At 60.4% G+C, this 18,920-nt stretch carries 14 protein-coding genes and 1 pseudogene; 10 read left to right on the top strand and 5 right to left on the bottom strand.

The features are described 5' to 3' along the window. The first annotated feature begins 570 nt into the window (after nt 1-570). From AC5P6A_RS16315 to AC5P6A_RS16325, 3 genes are all read left to right on the top strand, one after another. Nucleotides 571-1,881 (top strand): hypothetical protein, encoded by a 1,311-nt coding sequence (locus AC5P6A_RS16315; RefSeq protein ID WP_049402934.1) that lies wholly within the window; start codon nt 571-573, stop codon nt 1,879-1,881. A gap of 421 nt (nt 1,882-2,302) precedes the next feature. Further along, entirely contained in the window at nt 2,303-3,781 is a 1,479-nt protein-coding gene (locus AC5P6A_RS16320; RefSeq protein WP_049402935.1) for a SulP family inorganic anion transporter, read from the top strand. Nucleotides 3,782-3,888: 107 nt separating this feature from the next. Next, nucleotides 3,889-4,422 carry an arsenate reductase ArsC gene (locus AC5P6A_RS16325; RefSeq protein WP_080356435.1) on the top strand — a complete coding sequence of 178 codons (534 nt, stop codon included), beginning with the start codon at nt 3,889-3,891 and terminating at the stop codon, nt 4,420-4,422. Here the strand turns inward: AC5P6A_RS16325 and AC5P6A_RS16330 are convergent. From AC5P6A_RS16330 to AC5P6A_RS16350, 5 genes are read right to left on the bottom strand one after another with little or no spacing between them, the layout of a single operon-like run. Beyond that, the gene (locus AC5P6A_RS16330) at nt 4,383-5,468 is read right to left on the bottom strand and encodes an ArsO family NAD(P)H-dependent flavin-containing monooxygenase (RefSeq protein ID WP_049402938.1); all 1,086 of its coding nucleotides are present in this window, start codon (nt 5,466-5,468) and stop codon (nt 4,383-4,385) included. The two genes, AC5P6A_RS16325 and AC5P6A_RS16330, sit on opposite strands and share 40 nt — an antisense overlap. A gap of 24 nt (nt 5,469-5,492) precedes the next feature. Then, nucleotides 5,493-6,479, bottom strand: a complete 987-nt coding sequence (gene trxB / locus AC5P6A_RS16335; RefSeq protein ID WP_049402939.1) for a thioredoxin-disulfide reductase — start codon at nt 6,477-6,479, stop codon at nt 5,493-5,495. Between the two features lie 3 nt (nt 6,480-6,482). Continuing rightward, nucleotides 6,483-7,541, bottom strand: coding sequence for an ACR3 family arsenite efflux transporter (gene arsB, locus AC5P6A_RS16340; protein ID WP_049402941.1), 1,059 nt, complete (start codon nt 7,539-7,541; stop codon nt 6,483-6,485). A gap of 20 nt (nt 7,542-7,561) precedes the next feature. Continuing rightward, on the bottom strand, nt 7,562-8,053 hold the full coding sequence (locus tag AC5P6A_RS16345; RefSeq protein ID WP_049402942.1) for an arsenate reductase ArsC: 492 nt from the start codon (nt 8,051-8,053) through the stop codon (nt 7,562-7,564). A 23-nt stretch (nt 8,054-8,076) separates the two neighbouring features. Continuing rightward, complete coding sequence (locus AC5P6A_RS16350) at nt 8,077-8,391, bottom strand: ArsR/SmtB family transcription factor (RefSeq protein ID WP_049402943.1); 315 nt, start codon at nt 8,389-8,391, stop codon at nt 8,077-8,079. A gap of 40 nt (nt 8,392-8,431) precedes the next feature. Here AC5P6A_RS16350 and arsH point away from each other — a divergent pair, with 40 nt between their 5' ends. From arsH to AC5P6A_RS16385, 7 genes and pseudogenes are all read left to right on the top strand, one after another. Beyond that, nucleotides 8,432-9,172 carry an arsenical resistance protein ArsH gene (gene arsH, locus AC5P6A_RS16355; protein WP_049402944.1) on the top strand — a complete coding sequence of 247 codons (741 nt, stop codon included), beginning with the start codon at nt 8,432-8,434 and terminating at the stop codon, nt 9,170-9,172. After that, on the top strand, nt 9,169-9,588 hold the full coding sequence (gene arsC / locus AC5P6A_RS16360) for an arsenate reductase (glutaredoxin) (protein WP_049402946.1): 420 nt from the start codon (nt 9,169-9,171) through the stop codon (nt 9,586-9,588). The genes arsH and arsC overlap by 4 nt, the downstream gene beginning before the upstream one ends. A gap of 54 nt (nt 9,589-9,642) precedes the next feature. After that, a complete protein-coding gene (gene chrA / locus AC5P6A_RS16365) occupies nt 9,643-10,845 on the top strand; it encodes a chromate efflux transporter (protein ID WP_049402947.1) in 1,203 nt (400 codons plus the stop codon). 569 nt (nt 10,846-11,414) lie between these two features. Beyond that, complete coding sequence (locus AC5P6A_RS16370; protein WP_049402948.1) at nt 11,415-11,984, top strand: cyclin-dependent kinase inhibitor 3 family protein; 570 nt, start codon at nt 11,415-11,417, stop codon at nt 11,982-11,984. Nucleotides 11,985-12,122: 138 nt separating this feature from the next. Further along, nucleotides 12,123-12,977 (top strand): annotated as a pseudogene (locus tag AC5P6A_RS16375) (PA0069 family radical SAM protein); the annotation flags it as partial. A gap of 145 nt (nt 12,978-13,122) precedes the next feature. Beyond that, on the top strand, nt 13,123-16,329 hold the full coding sequence (locus tag AC5P6A_RS16380) for a DUF6531 domain-containing protein (protein WP_346715210.1): 3,207 nt from the start codon (nt 13,123-13,125) through the stop codon (nt 16,327-16,329). Nucleotides 16,330-16,344: 15 nt separating this feature from the next. After that, nucleotides 16,345-18,564, top strand: coding sequence for an RHS repeat-associated core domain-containing protein (locus tag AC5P6A_RS16385; protein ID WP_134732010.1), 2,220 nt, complete (start codon nt 16,345-16,347; stop codon nt 18,562-18,564). Nucleotides 18,565-18,920 lie beyond the last annotated feature (356 nt).

An 18,920-nucleotide genomic window follows, 5' to 3' on the forward strand; every position in this document is an offset into this window, starting at 1 on the left:
TAGGCGTGATGCGACCCAAAGCCGCCGTTGCAAGGCTTGGCGTCTCTGTCCGGCTCTGCGCGCAGTTGTTAGCCGGACATGGCATAGATAAGGTGCCGAAAGAACAATGAGTTGCGCGGGAATCTCGTTGCGCCGCCGGGAACGTACAACCGGATGGGCGTGTCCGTATACTGAATAGCTACACTCAGGAGAAATCTGGCAATGACTGTCGGCCCCGTAATCGTCCTTCTTAACCTTGGTGCTGCTCTATTCGCGCTGATAGCTGCTTGCTTGTGGTACAGGTCGGCAACAGTGCAGGTTCCGCACAAAGACGAACCTGATTCTAGTGGACTTTATCCAGCGGCGATCATTGTTGGTGAGAACACCGATTTCATTGGTACTGCCTTTGCCCAATCAACGTGGAGCAAGCGCGCTGCGTTCGCAGCAGCGATAGCCGCTGCTCTTCAAAGCCTAGCGCTGTTGGTGCAAAGTGTCTGGGCCTAACATCTCTTTCGGGGCGGACGGCTACGCCGCAGCTCAACCGCGGCGTTATCCTCCACAATCCAATTGCATGTTGCAGAGGATCGTAGATTGACAAATCTCACCCAAGTCTTCGGCGTCAGCGCCGACCCCGTGTTGTCGTACATCGTCCGCGACAACATTGACGGGCTCTTCACCGCCGTGCTCAAGGAGGACAAGCATGTGGTCGTGTACGGTGCCTCGAAGCAGGGCAAAACAGCATTGGTTTCCCGGTATCTGCCTTACGACCAGAACGTTGTTGTTCGCCTATCACCGAACACGAACGTCGAAGACATTTATTCGAGCATCCTCCGCCAAAGTGGCGTGGAGATTGAGACAGGGACGGTGGAGGAGAAGACCTCAGAGACTTCGGCAACTTTGGGGATCAAGGCGAAGGCGACGATTTGGTTCTTTGGTGAGGGAGAGGCAAACGCATCAGGTGGGCTTAAGGCTGGCGATAGGAGCCAGAAGGCCTCCAAGACAATTCCTTTCAATCTAGCCGTGGCGCAAGACATCGCAGAGCTATTGAAGGCGGTGAACTTCAAGAAGAAGATCGTTTTGGAGAACTTCCATTACCTTGCAGAAGATAAGCAGCGTCAACTATCTTTTGATCTGCGCTCGTTTCAGGAGATGGGCATCATCTTTGTGGTTCTTGGGGTATGGCGGCAGAAGGACAAGCTCCGAATCTATTGCCCTGATCTCACCGACCGGGTCGTTGATCTCGCAGTGGAGCCTTGGACCGAGGGCGAGTTTCGCAAGGTTGCTGCAGAAGGCGCAAAGTGCCTGAACATCGACTTCGCTCCTGAAGTGATTCAGCGTTGCATTGAGAATTCTTTTGGAAGCGTTGGAGTCTTCCAGGAACTGCTGAAGCACACGTGTATGGCGGCCGGTGTATCGGAGCGGAAGTTCTTGGCTCAAGAGGTCGCTGATGTTGCGTTTGCTCAAAAGGCAGTACAAGAAAAGGCGGATCAGTACGGCGCTACACACCAACAAGCTCTCGAACTTATTTCGTCGGGCAACGTCACGCATTCAAAGGAGAAGGAGAAAACGCCCCTTCACCTGCCGTACTACCTCGTCTGCGCCATCCTAGAGATGGGGTACGCTGGTCTGGAGCATGGCATCAGCCGCTCCGACATCACGGACAAAATGAAGCAGCATCATCACCGTAAAGATGATGTGCGCGCATCAGACATGAGCAACCTGCTCCACAACCTCTCGACTCTGCAGCACAAAAAAGGCATCAATCCGCCCTTGATCGACTACGACATCGGCAAACGTCAGTTGTACGCTATCGATTCCACCTTCTTTTTCTTCCTGCGGAACTGCGATCTCGGGTTGGTGAAGGACGAGCTTCCATCTCCGATTGACGCCAGTGAGGGATAACAGATCGATCGACGCAGACGGCCAGTAGGTGGGCTTCAGCCCGCCTACTGGCTAACGGTCGTCTTCACGCTCACTGTCCGCTTCTGGCCGATAGCGGACGTAGGGACCGCGGCGCATGTCTACTTCATCCTTGGCGATTCGGTCTCAGCTCGATGCAAGTGACCATCTGCCTGCCAGCTTGTCGAGCTTGCCTGAAAATGGGATCTGCAAGCTACCGTTGACACTGTGCCGGGACAGCGATGACTCCGCATTTCCCCTTAGGCCATCTATGGGTATACAATTGGGTGTCAAATACCTAACGGATCGGCCAGCGATGACTCCACCCTGACGCTTGATTCAAGAAGCGATCCAGACACTTAGGTCTGGAAGGGTGCCTGTTTCTTTCGTTTGGCGCGCACGACCGTGCGCGGAGATCATTCATATGTCTGCAATTTATCCCCTGCGCCAGCAATGGCTCGGCAATATCCGTGGTGACCTGCTGTCGGGCATCGTCGTTGCGCTGGCCCTGATTCCTGAGGCAATCGCGTTTTCTATCATCGCCGGCGTCGACCCAAAGGTGGGTTTGTATGCCTCGTTCTGCATCGCCGTCATCACCGCCATCGCCGGTGGCCGTCCTGGCATGATCTCGGCTGCGACCGGCGCCATGGCGCTGGTGATGGTCACGCTGGTGCGCGAGCACGGCATTCAATACTTGTTTGCCGCCACCATCCTGGCCGGCGTGCTGCAGATGCTGGCCGGCGCGCTGCGGTTGGGCTCTCTGATGCGCTTTGTGTCGCGCTCGGTGGTGACCGGCTTCGTGAACGCGCTGGCGATTCTGATTTTCATGGCGCAGCTTCCTGAGCTCATCGATATGCCATGGACGGTGTATGCGATCTGTGCTGCAGGTCTGGCAATCATCTACCTGCTGCCGCTGCTGACCAAAGCCGTTCCTTCGGCATTGGTGGCGATCGTGGTTCTAACGGCCGCCTCCATGTACTTTGGCTTCCAAGTACGCACCGTCGGCGACATGGGCGCGCTGCCCGACAGCCTGCCGTCGTTCCTGATTCCGGACGTGCCATTTACCTGGGAAACACTCCAGATCCTGCTGCCGGTTTCGGCGACTCTGGCGGTCGTTGGCTTGTTGGAATCGCTGATGACCGCGCAGATCGTCGAGGACATGACCGATACCCCCAGTCAGAAGAATCGCGAATGTGCGGGCCAAGGCTTGGCTAACACCGTAACGGGCTTCTTTGGGGGCATGGCAGGCTGTGCAATGATCGGCCAGTCGGTGATCAACATCACTTCTGGTGGCCGGGGCCGGCTCTCGTGCCTGGTGGCCGGCGTGGTTTTGCTCCTTCTGGTTGTTTATGGGTCAAACCTGGTGAGTCAGATTCCCATGGCCGCACTGGTCGCGGTGATGATCATGGTCAGCATCGGGACCTTCAGCTGGCGCTCGCTGCGCGAGCTGGCCATTCATCCCAAGAGCTCTTCGGTCGTGATGATTGGCACGGTCATCGTGACCGTGGCTACCCACGACCTCGCCAAAGGCGTGTTGACAGGCGTCATCCTGTCGGCGGTATTCTTCACCCGCAAGGTCGGCAAGATGCTGATCATCGACGACACCCAGGCCGACACCGACTCGCGCGTCTACGTTGTAAAGGGGCAGGTGTTCTTTGCGTCTGCCGGACAGTTCGTGAGCAGCTTCAACTATCTGGATGTCCCCAAGAACGTCATCATCGATCTGAAGGACGCCCACTTCTGGGACCTGACCGCCGTTGATGCGCTCGACAGAGTAGTGATGAAGCTGCGCGAGCACGGCGCGACCGTTGAAGTGGTCGGTCTCAACGATGCAAGTGAGACCTTGGTTGACCGCCTGGGGAAGCACCGTACTTCAGGCGCCGCGCTGTCGTCGCGTCATTGAATGAGCGAAGCGGGCACCGAACGGTGCCCGCGTCCTTTCCGGCAGTCATCGAACTGACATATGGGAAGGTAATACTTCGATTATTCTAGATAAATGGTTGCGATGATATGCGTACCCTGAATGTTCTGTTCCTCTGCACAGGCAACTCGGCGCGCAGCATTCTTGCCGAGGCACTAGCCAACCATTTAGGACGCGGACGTATCCGCGCTTACAGTGCCGGCAGTCATCCCAAGGGCGTAGTTCATCCAGTGGCCCTGCAGGTGCTCTCGGAGATTGGCTTCGACGTTGCCGGGCTGTTGAGCAAGCCGTGGGAGGCATTCGCAGGTCCGGAAGCACCGCAGATGGATCTCATCGTGACCGTGTGCGATCGCGCCGCGGGTGAAGCGTGTCCAGTGTGGCCAGGTCACCCGGTTACGGCTCACTGGAGCATCCCCGACCCGGCTGCAGTACAGGGCAGCGCGGAGCAGGTCCACAAGGCGTTCCTGAGCACCCTTCACCAGCTGCAGCACCGTCTCGGGTTGTTGTTGGCGCTCAAGCCTGAAGCGCTGGACCGCATGGCTCTGCAATCGCATGTACGGGCGCTAGGCAATGGCGCCGAGGCTCACGCGCCAGATGACAGCGGAGAAACAGCCCGGACGTAGCCGCTGATTTGCCTTACTGCCTCGCGCGCGTATCGGGTCACGCCGATCAGCGTGGCCGACGCTGCGCCATTCCAGTCGCCATAGCCAAGCAACCAGACCGATGGCGCTGCGACCGAACGGACCTGGGTGTCATCCACGTCGATCCGACCCAGGGCGTTGACCATGCCCAGTCCTTCCAGGTGCGACAGCGCCGGCCGGAAGCCGGTGCACCAGATCACGGCGTCCAAGTTGCGTTCGCTGCCATCTGCCCACTGCATGCCGGTGGCGGTGAAACGGACGGGTCGCGGCATGGAGACCAGTACACCGCGGCGCCGTGCATCCGCCACCGGGGGCACCATGACGATGTCGCCAAAACCACCCTGCGGAATATCCGGCTCGCGTCCTTCCTGCTGAGCCCTCCACTTCTCGGTTGCGCGTGCGAACAGAACGCGCCCGTCCACATCGTCGGCCAGGAAGGCTGGCTTGCCCTGGGTGATCCAGGTGGTGTCGGCCACCTTTGATACCTCGGCCAGAATCTGTGCCCCTGAGTTGCCGCTGCCGATGATCGCCACGCGCATTCCGGCAAAGGGTCCAGGATGGCTGTAGTGGGCCGAGTGCAGCTGCACGCCGCCGAATGCGTCCATACCTTCATAGTCAGGCGTGTAGGGATGCCGCCAGGTACCTGTGGCGCTTATCACTGCACGCGTATGCCACTGTCGGCCGTCATCTGCTTCCACCAGCAGCCGGGTTCCCGAACGACTGACGCGTTCCACCTGCACGGGACGGATGACGGGCAGCGCATATTTATGCTCGTAGCGCGCGAGGTAGTCGAGCACTTCCGCCTTCGACGGGTACAGTTCCCGGGTGGCAGGCATCGGCCAACCGGGAATCGAGCTCCAGCCCGCTGGCGAGAACAGATGCAAGGATTTCCACGCATGCTGCCACGCCCCACCAGGAGACGTCTCGGCATCAAGAATCACATGGGACAGCCCGCTGCGACGCAGGAAGTAGCCGGCCGAAAGACCCGCCTGGCCACCTCCGATCACCACCACATCGACGTTGTCCATCTGGACTTCCTCCCACCGCTGCACTCAGGCGGCGTTCTTGTGCTGCTGTTGATCGGAGATCTTGAGTGCATCCAGATAGCGCTCCGCATCCAGCGCGGCCATACAGCCGAAACCGGCCGAGGTGATCGCTTGGCGGTAGTGCTGGTCGGCCACGTCGCCGGCGGCGAACACGCCTTCCACCGAGGTCTGGGTGGCGTTGCCGCCCAGGCCCGAACGGATTTCCAGGTAGCCGTTGTTCATCGCCAGCTTGCCGTCGAACAGCTGGGTGTTCGGGTGGTGGCCGATGGCCACGAAGAAGCCGTGGGCATCGATGTCGCGGGTACTGCCGTCCAGGGTCGACTTCACGCGCACGCCGGTGACGCCGGCGTCGTTGCCCAGCACTTCCTCCACTTGGTGGTGCCACACGGTCTCGATCTTGCCCGAGGCGACCTTGGCGAACAGCTTGTCCTGCATGATCTTCTCCGCCTTGAGGGTGTCGCGGCGGTGGACCAGGTAAACCTTGCGGGCGATGTTGGACAGGTACAGCGCTTCTTCCACGGCAGTGTTGCCGCCGCCGACCACGACCACGTCCTGGTCACGGTAGAAGAAGCCGTCGCAGGTGGCGCAGGCGGAGACGCCGCGGCCCTTGAATTCGTCTTCGGTGGGAATGCCCAGGTACTTGGCGGTGGCGCCGGTGGCGATGATCAGCGCGTCGCAGGTGTATTCGGCGCTGTCGCCGATCAGCTTGAACGGACGCTGCTGCAGGTCGGCGGCATGGATGTGGTCGAAGATGACTTCCGTCTCGAAGCGCTCGGCGTGGGCCTGCATGCGCGCCATCAGGTCCGGGCCCATCAAGCCATGGGCGTCGCCCGGCCAGTTGTCCACTTCGGTGGTGGTCATCAGCTGGCCACCCTGCTGCAGGCCGGTGATGACGACCGGCTTCAGGTTGGCGCGGGCTGCGTAGACGGCAGCGGTCCAACCGGCCGGGCCGGAACCGAGGATCAGCAATGGAATGTGTCGGGTGGTGCTCATGGCTCAGCGGCTCCGTGCATCGGCAGGAAAGTAGCGCTTGCCCAGCCGCAGGGCGACATGGACCAGCAGGATCAGTACCGGCACTTCCACCAGCGGGCCGATGACGGCGGCGAAGGCGACCGGCGAGGCCAGGCCGAAGGCCGCGATGGCTACCGCAATGGCCAGTTCGAAGTTGTTGCCGGCCGCGGTGAACGCGATCGCAGTAGTGCGTGGATAGTCCTTGGCGATCAGCTTACCCATGAAGAAGCTGATGACGAACTGGATGATGAAGTACAGCGTCAGCGGGATCGCGATGCGTACCGCGTCCATCGGAATGCGCAGCACGTCACCGCCTTTCAGGCTGAACATCGCCACGATGGTGAACAGCAGTGCGGCGAGCGTTATCGGGCTGATGGCAGGCAGAAACTTCTCTTCATACCACTGCACGCCCTTGCGCGTCTTCAGCCATCGACTGGTGAGGAAGCCGGCCAAGAATGGGATGCCCAGGTAGATCAGAACCGCCTCGGCGATGGTCCAGACGCTGACATCGATGACGCTGCCCTGTAGCCCGAACACCGGCGGCAACCAGGAAAGGAAGAACCACGCGTAGACGCTGAACAGCGCGATCTGGAAGATCGAGTTGAATGCCACCAGGCCGGCCACGTACTGGCCGTCGCCGCGGGCGAGCTGGTTCCACACCAGCACCATGGCGATGCAGCGCGCCAGGCCGATCAGGATCAGGCCGGTCATGTACTCGGGGTAGTCGCGCAGGAACAGCACCGCCAGGCCGAACATCAGGAACGGGCCCACGATCCAGTTCTGCAGCAGCGAGAGCATCAGCACGCGCTTGTCGGCAAAGACGGTGGGCAGTTCCTCGTACTTCACCTTGGCCAGCGGCGGGTACATCATCAGGATCAGGCCAATGGCGATCGGGATGTTGGTCGACCCTACGGAAAGGCTGTTCAACGCGCTGGGCACGCCTTCGAACATCGCGCCCAGGCCGACGCCGAGTGCCATGGCGGCGAAGATCCACAGCGTCAGGTACCGGTCCAGAAACGACAGGCGGGAGGTGTCAGTGGTCATGGGGTTTTCCGGGAAGACGGTCAGTGGATCTGCGCAATCGGATCAAGCTGGGCCTTGAGAGACTCACGGTCATCCCATGCCCCGTCAGGAATCTCCAGGAAGGCCTTCAGGCGGGCCTTGATGATCTGATGCGCCCGGTCGAACGCTTCAGCCTTCTGTGCATCCGAGCCTTCCACACCGGCCGGGTCGAAAAGGCCCCAGTGCACGCGCACGAAATCGCCAAACACAACCGGGCACGCCTCGGCGGCCGCGCTGTCGCACACGGTGACGATCAGATCCATGGCAGCCGCATCCGCTTCGGCAAACTCGTCCCAGGACTTGCTGCGCAGGCCCTCCACCGGGAAGCCCTCGCGCTGCAATTGGGCAATGGCGAACGGATTGACCCGACCGGCTGGCTGGCTGCCTGCACTGAAGGACTGATAGCGGCCTTCGCCCCACTTTTTCAGGGTCGATTCGGCCAACACGCTGCGCGCGGAATTGCCGGTACAAAGGAACAGAACACGACGGGTCATTTTGGCGATCTCTGGGTAAGGGGTCAGCAGCCTGCGGGGCGTTCACAGGCCTGTTCGTCGGCACAGCAGTTTTCGGTGAGGTAGGCCACCAGCGCGTTCATCGCCACGAACTCGGCCCGGTAGCAGATGGTCCGGCCACGTTGCTCGGCGCTGATCAGTCCCGCAGCCAGCAGTTCCTTCAGGTGGAAGGAGAGCGTGGCGCCAGGCAAAGAGAGGGCCTGGGCAATGTCGCCGGCCAGCTTGCCGGCGCCGCCCGCCTGGACCAGAAGGCGGAAGATCGACAGGCGGGTGGCATGGCCCAGGGCTGCCAAGGCGTGGGTTGCGTTCTTATGTTCCATGATTCTAGAATAATCGAAGTAAATTGGCAGGACAACCCCCGTGCAGCAGATCCCCAACGTGGTCCCGGGTGCCATGGACATTCCCACGGCCGCCAAGCTCAACGATCCGGCAGCGCAGCCACACCGGCCACGCATCCTGATCCTGTACGGGTCGCTGCGGCCGCAGTCGTTCAGTCGCAAGCTGGCGCTGGAGGCGCAGCGGCTTCTGGAGCAGCTTGGGGCGGAAACCCGCCTGTTCGATCCACATGAGCTGCCGATGCTTGACTCGGCGCCGGCCACCCACCCCAAGGTGCAGGAGCTGCGCCAGGCCTCGCTGTGGTCGGAAGGACACGTTTGGGTCAGCCCGGAACGCCACGGCACCCTTACGGCGGTATTCAAGAACCAGATCGACTGGCTGCCGCTCGAAGAGGGCAGCGTGCGACCTACCCAGGGCCGTACGCTGGCAGTGATGCAGGTCTGCGGCGGTTCCCAGTCGTTCAACGTGGTCAACGCGCTGCGCGTGCTCGGCCGGTGGATGCGGATGGTCACAATTCCGAACCAATCCTCGGTGGCCAAGGCCTGGCAGGAGTTCGATGACGACGGTCGAATGAAGCCTTCGGCGTACTACGATCGCGTGGTGGACGTGATGGAGGAACTGGTCAAGTTCACCCTGCTGGTGCGCGGGCGTAGTGACTACCTGGTGGACCGCTACAGCGAGCGCAAGGGGGCCGTCGAGGCGGCAGCGCTGGCCGCTGCCGCAGGCGTGGTGGAGACCGTTTTGAACCAAGAGGAAAGTGCGTGAACGCTGTCATCTATCACAACCCAAAGTGCGGCACCTCCCGCAATACCTTGGCGCTGATCCGCTTTGCCGGGATCGAGCCGGAAGTGATCGACTACCTGGCCGACCCACCCGGCCGCGCTCGTCTTGTCGAACTCATTACGGTGGCGGGGTTGAGCGTGCGCGATGCCATCCGGCAGAAGGGAACGCCGTATGACGAACTCGGGCTAGGCGACGCAGCGCTGAGCGACGACGCGCTGCTTGATGCGATGCTGGCGCACCCGATACTCATCAATCGTCCTCTCGTACAAACCGATAGGGGTACTCGTCTGTGCCGGCCTTCGGAAGTGGTGCTGGAGATCCTGCCGCCGCTGCCCGGACCGTTCCGAAAGGAAGATGGAGAGTGGGTGACCGGGCACGCCGGAAGCTCGACGCCGTGATCCCATTGCCAGGCTGGGCTTGCCGCAGCTGAGAACCACAGGAGGTCATGCCCCATGTCGGCGCTCGATCCCACGACAAGCGACAGCGCATGGCGCGTCCTCCTGGTGTTCCTGCGACTGGGGCTGACGTCGTTCGGCGGCCCGATCGCCCACCTGAGCTACTTCCGCCTTGAGTTTGTCGAACGCCGCCGTTGGCTGACGGACCGCAGCTACTCCGATCTGGTGGCCCTGTGCCAATTACTGCCAGGCCCGGCCAGCAGCCAGGTAGGCATGGCGCTGGGCTTGCGTCGCGCCGGCTGGCCTGGCCTGTTGGCCGCTTGGGCTGGCTTTACCCTGCCATCGGCCGTGCTGATGATTCTGTTCGCGTTGGGCGTTGCCGAATACCAGGGCATCGTTGAATCCGGCTGGCTGCATGGCCTGAAGATCGTGGCAGTTGCCGTGGTGGCCCAGGCGGTATGGGGAATGGCCCGGTCCCTTTGCCCGGACCGTCTGCGGGCAGCGATGGCGTTTTTTGCCGCTGTGTTGACTTTGTCCATACCCACGGTCGTCGGCCAGATCGTGGTGATCATCCTCAGCGGATTGATCGGTCGCTGGATGCTGAAGATCGAACCGGCCTCCGGCCAATCAGACGGCGGCTATTCCGTCTCGCGAAGAACCGGCACGGTGGCACTGGTGCTACTGGTACTGCCGCTTGTTCTGCTGCCCTTGTGGGCGGTGGCTAGCGGCTCCCCCTTGGCCGTGCTGTTGGAGGGTGTGTACCGCGCCGGCGCCCTGGTCTTCGGCGGCGGCCATGTCGTGCTGCCGTTGCTGCAGACCGCAGTCGTCCAGAGCGGCACCGTGAGCACGGTGGATCTGCTCGCCGGGTACGGTGCGGCGCAGGCGGTGCCGGGCCCTCTTTTCTCCTTTGCAGCATACCTGGGGGCTGTGGCCGAGGGGCCGCTGGGTGGCTGGGCAGGAGGCCTTGCGCTGTTGGTGGTCATTTTCCTGCCAGCCGTTCTCGTGCTCGTAGGGGTGCTGCCGTTCTGGGAGTCCCTGCGCCCCCGCAAGGATCTCCAAGCTTCGATTGCAGGCGTCAACGCAGGGGTGGTCGGCATCCTTTTGGCGGCGTTGTATGACCCGGTGTGGACGAGCGCGATCCATGACCGATGGGATGTCGCGATGGCGTTGGTTGCGTTTGGGCTACTGGTCGTTGCGCGTGCTCCGCCGGTCCTGGTCGTGTTGCTGGCTGCCGTGGCGGGTTGGGCGATGACGGGATAGCGCCGCCAGGACGGTCAGGAGCGTTTCGGCAGCGCAACCTGATGTCCGCTTCTGGCCGAAAGCGGACAACGACGACGCCGATAGCTGACGTGAGCGCCGAGCCGGCAGTCATATCCGGGCGCGAATGTCCGCCCATTGCCGAGAGTGGAGATTGTCAGGGTGACGGCGCTGCACAGGCATTCCGCAGCGTGAGAACAAATCCATCCGATAAGGGGGCTGCAACTTTGTACGCCAGCAAAAGAAGTAGCGGGTCCCGGTCGAAGTCGTCGCTGTTGATACTCGGCCTTCGGTCCGCTTAGCGGTGGCACGCATATCACCAGTAATAGAGGATCCCGAGGCGCACTGACGCCTTACATGGCCTCAATGCCCCTTGGAAGACTGGCGTGCGCGAGCCTTCCAACGGCCGAAGACGGATTCGGCTTCACTCACCGGAATTGGACGATAGTGTTCTTGTTCTGGCGTTCCACTAGACCTCGGTCGCACCACTAGGCTCACAGATGGACATTGAGATCAAAAGGGCGCAGCGTTTGCTTCTCGCCCCCAAGGGCTATTGATTTCGGAGAGCGCAAATGAGCAGAACAAGTATCTCCCATCCACTGAAGATTGCCACCTTGCCTGTCGGCACGAACGGCGGCGGGATCGGCGTCACCTTTGCACCAGGAAAACATCAGGACGTCGCAATGACTGGCTCTTGGGCTCGGGACCTGGACGTCGACCTTGCGTCGATCACGGAGTGGGGAGCACAGCATCTGATCACGTTAATTGAGCCGTGGGAGTTCGAGGAGCTGCGAATCACCTCTTTGGCGGAACGTGCCAGAGCGCACGGTTTGACGTGGCACGGCCTGCCAATTACAGATGGTGCGGCTCCCGACGCGCGACTGCTTGAGCCATGGCGATCCCTAGGACCACAGTTCGCAGCCAAGCTCTTGTCTGGAACCAGGATCGTGGTGCATTGCAAAGGCGGGCTGGGTCGGGCCGGTACCGTGGCGTCGATGCTCCTCATTCAAACCGGCTGCGCTTCAGACGGCATCGATGCAATTGCGAAAGTGCGCTCGGTGCGGCCTGGTGCGGTGGAGACTGCGGAGCAGGAGGAATTCATCCTGAACTGGTCTGATCAGGGAGCCACGAGTCTGAGGTAGTCGCAAAGCCCCGCTAACCTACCCGTCATTGCCTTGGGCTGGAGCACAAGACGCCTGTATTACGCAGCTAGTCTGAAGAGGACTCCTCTCCAAGGTGCGAAACGCTGAACACTTTTCTCCAAACACATATAGTGTTGCTGCTCCTACTGCTTCGCGCGCCCCTCGCATGCCTATCTGAACCTGTCGCCAGGCCTGGACTTCGAAACCAAGCTGTTCGCCAAGACCAATGCGCCGCAGTTGCTGCGCAAGGAACTGTCGAAGCCGGGCTACGTACCGCAGCCGATCGCACTGGGCATCAACACGGATGCGTACCAGCCGATCGAGCGCAAGTTCAAACTGACTCGCCAGCTGATCGAAGTGATGCTGGAAACCAAGCATCCGTTCTCGCTGATCACCAAGAACGCGCTGGTCGAGCGTGACATTGATCTGCTCGCACCGCTGGCGGCGGAGAACCTGGTCAGCGTGCATTTCTCGGTGACCTCGTTGGACCCGCATCTCTCCGCGAAGCTGGAACCGCGCGCATCGGCACCGCACGCACGGCTGCGTGCGATGAAGCGGCTGCATGAAGCCGGCATTCCGGTCGGGGTGATGGTGGCGCCGGTGATTCCGTGGATCAACGACAGCGAGCTGGAAGCCGTGCTGGAAGCCGCACGCGACGCAGGTGCGAGCACCGCAGGCTACGTGCTGCTGCGCCTGCCACTGGAAGTGGCCCCGCTGTTCCGCGATTGGTTGGACACCCATCATCCCGATCGCGCCGCGCACGTGATGAGCACCATCCAGCAGCTGCGCGGCGGCAAGGACTACGACAGCCAGTTCGGGACGCGCATGCGTGGCCAGGGGGTCTATGCCGATCTGTTGAACAACCGCTTCAAGCTGGCGCGCAAGCGGTTGGGCTTCAACGCGCAGAACAGCCATTGGCCGACGCTGGATTGCAGCCGGTTCCAGAAACCGCTGCCGCCGAAGAAGGATTCGCCGCAGGGGTCGTTGTTCTAGGAAGTTCCGCTGCGTATGGAGACGCCGCCGCGCTGCGGCCAGGTTGCAACGTGTGAAAGAACCGTTAAACCCGGCGAAAATGAACCCATTGTTAACGATTCACGCGTTGTCTGGCCTGCAACGATTACCAGGGAAATGGAAGAGCATGACGCTCCTGAAGACACGTACGTCGCTGTCCCTTGCTTTGCTTCTCACCCCCTTGTCCTTGTTCGGTGCCGGCGCCAAGGCGCCGCCGACGGATTTGGAGCGGATCACGGTCAAGCCGCCCGTCGAGGACTTTGAATACCCCCTGTGGTGGTCGATTGATGGAGGCATGCAAGGCGGCTTTGATGGCGGCATGGGCGGGGGCGGCGGTTCATTTCCGACCGAAACCGCGAAGGAGCAGCCGACCGATGACAAGGAGAAGGACTGCAATGGCCGTAAGGGCAATCCCGTCGTGCTCTACAGCGGCAACAAGGTTGAACCAGAACTTGATTTCGCCAGTCAGGGTGAAATGGGCCTGTTTCTGCAGCGCAACTACAATCACTACTGGAGCGCAACCGGACTGTTCGGCAATCACTGGCTGAGCAACTTCGACTATTCGCTCGCATTCACCGATGCAGATCAGTTGGCGTGGGTGCAACGGCCCGACGGCCGCCGCATCAAGTACCTCAAGGATCCGACCAGCGGTCGCTGGTATGAGGACAAGGCGCAGCCCATCGCGTACCTTTCCGCGAACGGCGATGGCACGTTTACGCTTCGAAACGAAAAAAACGGTACGGAGACCTACAACGCTGAGGGCTATATCACCCGACTCAGCAATGAGCAGGGCGTGAGCTGGACGTTCTCCTATGCTGACCGCTATCTGCAGAAGGTGACCCACTCCTCGGGACGCAGCGTCAGCTTTGGCTGGGCCAATGGACAGGTCAGCCAGGTGACCGATCCGGCCGGCAACATCTATCGCTACACCTATACCCCCAATGTGTTCGGGAACGGACGTGGGCGGCTCGCCAGCACGACGCTGCCTGGCACACCTGCAACGACGATCAGTTACCACTACGAAGATGCCCGCTTCCCGGGTGCCCTGACTGGCAAGTCTTTTAATGGCGTGCGCTATTCCACGTTTGCGTACGACGCGGAGCGCCGCGCCATCAGCACAGAGCACAATGGTGGCATTGAACGGTTCCGCTTCAGTTACGCCGTACGCAGCACCGAACCGGTGCTGCCGCCCCCCGCTCCGACTCGACCCGGGGGTCTCCGCGCCGATGAGGAGCGTGGATGGTGCGAACAGCGCCCCGGAGGCTCACGCATCTGCTACCAGCCGCGCTCGCTGCCTGTCGATTCGCTGCCGATGGAGAGCGCTCTCGGCATGACCGCCGCCGCTGCGCCGAGCCTTACGCGGCCCGTCGATATCGATGTCACCGTGATCAACCCTCTTGGCCGCAGCACCACCTACACGTTCAAGGACGGAAAGATGGTGTCGACCAACGGTGATCCGTCGCCGAACTGCCCTGCCAGCTACAAGGAGCAGAGCTACGACGCCAATGGGTACCCTGATCTGGTCCATGATTTCCAGGACAATCTGACCAACTTCGACTACAGCGCACAGGGCTACTTGCTGAAGCGGGTGGAAGCGGTCGGCAGCTCGGCCGAACGTACGACGTTGCAGGAGTGGGATACCGCGCGTAACCGACTGCTCAAGACGACAGTGGTGGGGGATCTCGAAGTCGCCTACACCTATGACGATCGCGGAAACGTGGCCAGCGTAACCGAGCGCAATCTGACGGCACGTGGGGTGCTAAGCCAGACGCGGGTCACCCGCACAACCTATACCTATCATGCCAATGGTCTGAAGGCCTCGGTCAAGGTCGACGGCCCTCTTGCGCAGGATGACGTCACCTCCGTCTTTAATAGTCAGGGCGATCTGACCAGTGTCACCAACGCGCTTGGTCATACGATCAGCTATTCCAACTACAACGGACTGGGGCTGCCGGGGCGCATCGTCAACGCGAACGGTGGTGTGCGAGAGTTGACGTATGACGGCCGTGGCCGCGTTGTGTCCGACAGAACCAGTTCGGGAACTGGCTGGGCGACGACCGCCATTGGCTACACCGCTGCAGGTGACATCGCCTCGCTTACCCAGCCTGATGGCGTGACAGTCCGCTACGGCTACGATGCAGGGCGCCGCCTGACGCAGGAAGTCCGTTCAATGGGGGACGGCAAGTGGGCGTGGACCCGTCATAGCTACAACAACGCTTCCAATCGCACGCGCACTGAGGTTTCACAAACCGACTATCCGATGGATTCGATGGTGAGCGGCGTGATTGACGAAATCACTCATGATGCGCAGTGGAACTGGTTCGTGCGTGGCTGGGCCTGTTCCACTGGCTCGGCTGGATCAATCCAGGTGGACGGTTACGCCGACGGCAACGTCTACCTGGGTAGCACACAAGCAAACCTTGCCAGCGAGCCAGGAGTTGCAGCGGCTTGCCAAGCATCAGGGAGTGCCTATAGGTATCAGTTGCCGATATCGCTAGCCCAGAGGCAGCAGTTCGGCGGCCGCAAGTTCTCCGTCTACGGCCAATCTCCGCAGGGCCGCGGCCAGGACCGACCGCTCGCGAACTCAGGCGTGTTTGCGATTCCAACGGCAAACATCGTTGGTGACATCGGCGGCGTGACCCAGGACGGCAACTGGAACTTCTTCATTGAAGGCTGGGCCTGCTCAGTTGGCGTGGATGCCTCGATCGACGTACACGTCTATGCCGGCGGGGCAGCTGGCGGCGGCACATTCATAGCTTCGGGACGCGCCAACATGGCGACCGACGGAAACGTCGCCAACGCGTGCCAGGCACGTGGAAATGCCTATTGGTTCAAGATTCCTCTTGACGGCAACGTACGATCGAATCACGGGGGAAAAGCACTATACGTGCACGGAATCTCGCCTGTTGGCGGTCCGAACCTGACCATCAATCGCTCGGGTACGTTCACGGTCCCCGCAGTGGTGCGCAATGCAGAACTCGTCAGCGCTTCGGCATCACCCCGCCAGATATTCAATGGTGGCTCATCGGAGCTGACGTTCCAGTTCCGTAATACCGGGAACGTCGTGTGGAATCCTGGCGACACCTATCTCGCATTCGGAATTCTTCAGCTCAATGAAAGCATGGGCCTAGCTGGACCGGTGCCGCCCGGGGCGGTTGCAACCTTTACCAAGAGCGTTGGTCCGAAGAACACCGGGAATGGCAACGTCAGCTTCATCTACAAGGCGCAGATGGCCTCTGGCGGTGCTGCGTGGGGCATGGAGGGGAGGACGACATTGTCTGTTGAGAACAACATGGGAAGCTGTGGTCGCGTCACCTGCGAACAGCCTCGGTAACAAAGGACTGTCCATATGCCAGCACTGACGCTTGCCCTGATCGGGCTGAACGCTGTTGTCTCCGTCAACACATATGAGTACGACGAACTGGGCCGTGTGATCGTCGAGCGCGGCAACGGCGTACAGAATGTGCGCTATGCCTATGACGCGGAGGGACGCGTCACCCAGGTCACCGATTCGCAGAATCGGGTTACCCGGATGAGCTACGACGCTCGCGGTCGCTTGATCCAATCAATCGATGCTGCTGGAGGGACGACCCAGATTGCCTACGACCTGGCAGATCGCCCGATCCGTGTGAGCGATCCCCGCAATCTCGTTACCACCTACGAATTCGATGGTTTCGGCCAGATGTGGAAACAGGTGAGTCCGGATACGGGAACGACACAGCACCAGTACGATGCTGCAGGTCTGCGGACATCGACGGCGCGGGCCGATGGCAGCGTCGTCTCCTTCGGCTACGACGGTCTGGGACGAATGACTTCTGCGAGCGCAGAAGGCCGAACGATGGGTTATAGCTACGATTGGTGCGGCAACGGTAAAGGTCAGCTGTGCGGCACTTCAGGGCCCGGAACCGCCACCCATTTTGCCTATACACCGAACGGACAGCTGCAGATACGGCGCGACTTCACCGATCTGTCTGGTCAGAAGACGGACTACAGCACCACCTATGGATACGACGGCATCAATCGCCTGAGCCAGATCACCTATCCCAACGGTGACAAGGCGACCTACACATATGGCTCCCAAGGAAAACCAAGTGCGTTGATGGCGACGGTCGACGGGACTCAACGCTCAATCATCTCCCAGGCCAACTGGAAGGTCACGGGAGCGCATGAGTGGCTGGCCTATGGCAACGGGCTTGCCCGGGGCTACAACCATGATCAGGAGGGGCGGCTGACCGCAATGTCGGTCTGGGGACCCAATGGCAGCAAGGTCAGCTATTGGGACTATCAGTACAGCGGCGATGGCGAAATCACCGCCATTGTCGACGCTGTCGACCCGAACATGACCCAGTTGATCGGCTACGACGCGTTGAGTCGTATGACCAAGCTGACCCGCTTCGGTGTCATCAACAATCTTTCCTACGATGCCGGCGGCAATCACGACCGCTATCAGGCAGGCAATCAGCTGACCCAATACAGCATCGACCCGGGGAGCAACCGGGTGCTGAACTACACCAACCAGGACGGCAGCCGTCAGTACCAGTACGACGCATTGGGAAATCGTATCAGCGAGACCGCAGGCAGCCGGATCAGCACCTATGAGTACAATGCATTCAATCGCATGAGCCGCAGCAACATCGGTGGCACTGCGACTGATTACGTGCTCAATGCGCAGGGGCAGCGCGTTGCAAAGATCAACCAGAACACCAACAGTCGCTACTTCTACGTTGGCCAAAACCAGCTTATGACCGAGCTGAACAATGGCGTGTGGACCAACTATTTCTGGTTCGAAGGTGAACTGGTGGGTTTGGCTCGCAGCGGGCAGCACAATTATGTGCATACCGATCATCTTGGACGCCCGGAGTTCGTCACCAGCCCGAGCCAGCAGACCGTCTGGAAGGCGTACAACTACGCCTATGGGCGCAGTGTCCAGAAGGATGAGATTGGCGGGTTGAACATTGGCTTCCCGGGCCAGTACTACGATGTGGAAAGCGGCCTCTGGTACAACGGCTTCCGCGACTATGACGCGAGCATTGGCCGGTATGTGCAGAGTGATCCGATTGGATTGGCAGGGGGAACCAATACCTATGCATATGTAGGCGGAAACCCCATTTCCTTCACGGATCCTTATGGACTCTGTGGAATCAACTACCTTGACCTTGCTATTGGAATTGCTGACTTCCATATCGGAAGAGTTGAACTCGCCGGTGGTGCCGCCACTGCAATCATAGGTGCCGGATTTGGGTCAGAAGAAGCAATGGCTGCAGGCGCGTTGGCCGGAGGTCTTGGGTGGGCAACCATGTATGATGGCGCAGCTGGTGTCTGGGGTGCCTTTGACGGAAAGAAGCGTGACCCTGCGTTACAAGAGGTTGGTGGAGCTCTTCTGGGATACCACGGAGCTAAGGCGGGGAGAATCATCTCTGACTGGACGACCATTCGCGGTGGATTCAAAGGTCTGAGGAGCGTCATGCGAGGTAAAGCGACTCTGCAAGGAGCCTATGACGCCGCAAAAGCCGGGAAAGAGATGGTAGATAGCCAGTCGTCCGGCACCGATCCGTGCGATTGCAAGTGAGAGAATGATGAAGATTCTACTTTGGGCACCTGTAGTTATATTTTCTTTGCTGTCATTGAGAGCAGTAGCTTTCGTCGTGTACCAAGGGATAAATGGATCCCCCTTCGAGGAGGAGGAGATCATAGTTGCTGGGATCGGATTGATCTGTGGTTGGATCGCCTGGGTTATGTACAAGACCTTGATCAGACCATGGAGGAAGCCGAAGTCCTAGTATTGAGCTGGAGATCGTGAGTCACCCAGTCGCCGGATGGACCTTTCGCGCAGCCCGTTGCGCTGGGCTACCGTTCAGCGCAACGGACGAAAGGCGACCGATAGCGCGCATCGTAAACAAGAGATCACTGGTCAATTGTCTCTGT

The sequence above is a fragment of the Stenotrophomonas sp. YJH_SMC_20 genome, assembly GCF_059367845.1.